1 protein-coding gene is annotated in these 1614 nt (G+C 34.1%); it reads left to right on the forward strand.

Going from position 1 to position 1614, the window contains the following annotated elements:
- Positions 1–267: 267 nt before the first annotated feature.
- Positions 268–567: a hypothetical protein gene (locus ABWO04_RS11785; RefSeq protein WP_353079879.1), complete on the forward strand. Its 300-nt coding sequence runs from the start codon at positions 268–270 to the stop codon at positions 565–567.
- The last annotated feature ends 1047 nt before the right edge of the window (positions 568–1614 follow it).

The raw sequence follows: 1614 nt of genomic DNA on the forward strand, positions 1-1614 counted from the left end.
CCCGCCCAGGCGCTCGAGGCAACCGACTGCGAGTTTAAGAAATAAAACATTAAACGTTTTTACGTAAATTTATTTAAAAATGATACAAATTCACCAATAAAATTCACAATGGAAAATAAAATGTATACATTTGCGTTTTGTTATTTTGGAAAAAGGAAGGAGGAAAAAGGAAGAAAAGAAGGAAGGGATTACCGTACATTCGTTTGTTACGAAATAAATACAATACCTAATAACAAACAAATGTACGGTAATATTTATTCAATTTGAATGGCGCATTCTAAAGATGTGTTGGAAAATGTCACTAGCGGAGGCGTAATAGGTGTAGATTGTACGGGTGGTGTTTCGTTTTTTACGGGTAAGCTCTGGCCGGCAAGGGAAGGTGATAAACTTGGCGGTGTAGGTGGCGTAGATGGCGTAGAAGGTGTAGATGGCGTAGGTTGTGTAGATTGCGTAGAAGGTGTAGATGGCGTAGGTTGTGTAGATGGCGTTGTAGGTGTAGATGGCGTAGGTGGCGTGTTTGCTATGTTTGCAAGTGTCAATGTTACAAAAGCTAATGTTAATGCCTAACGTTGATAATTAAAATGATTTTTACTTTGGTAACTTGACAAAATACCTTGAATCAAAATTGGCATTTTGAACGTTCGGTTATGGAGGTTTTGCTGTCTGCATTTTTGTCTGTCTGCGACGCAGGTAAACAAACGTACAACAGCAAACGTTATACTCTGTAAAAAGTCTGGCCAAATGTGACACAAATATTTTTTTGGTTTTGAGAAAAAATGAACCCGCTTATTTGCATTTGTCTGCTCGAACCGTAGTACATATTTTTTTGATTTTAAGATAAAACAAACCAGCTGCATTTTGTACTTTAAATTTTTGTGCATAAATAATGTACGACAGTATTACTTTGTAAAAAGTATGACCAAATGTGACATAAATATTTTCTTGATTTTGACATAAATCATCCCGATCAGAGAGTATTATATATAGCTATTTATAACATTGTTACTTGCTGCTGAGCTGCGGCAGGCACGATACGTCAAGTAAGCAACAACAACTAGAAATATTTAAATAAATTTGTAATCAAACAGTAAATGCATTACAAGCAATTTACTCATTCAGCATTAACAAAATGTGTACACATTTTTTTTCATTTTTACGTGCAGTAAAATCAGCTTCAAATCCTTTATTGTTTGATTACATTAAAATTTCGAGTTGTGGTTTACCTATGCATAGAGCAGCCACGAATCCAATCACAAAATAGACCACGCTTGTCGTGACTGACAACTGCTGCGTCTGCTCGATCTGCTCCGTGCTGCAAAAATAACACAGTATTACAGTTTTATAAAGATAATGGATGAATACTTTGTTGAAAGTTAGGTATAATATATATCTTGAAGATATTGTAACATCGGTTTCTGTTCATCAAGTTAAATTATATAGCGTTTAATCAGACTAACTAACGGTAAAAATGGAATAAAGACAACACTCATTTAACGCTAAAACTACTTTGAAGTTATTTAAATTTACATGTAAAAATATTGAAAGAGTTGCAATAATTTTTCTTCAAACGAATTATAGTACCTCTATTTTTATTAAACATTGAACTGTGAAAGA

Origin of the sequence: Flavobacterium sp. (assembly GCF_040382755.1) — a bacterium.
Classification (GTDB): Bacteria; Bacteroidota; Bacteroidia; order Flavobacteriales; family Flavobacteriaceae; genus Flavobacterium.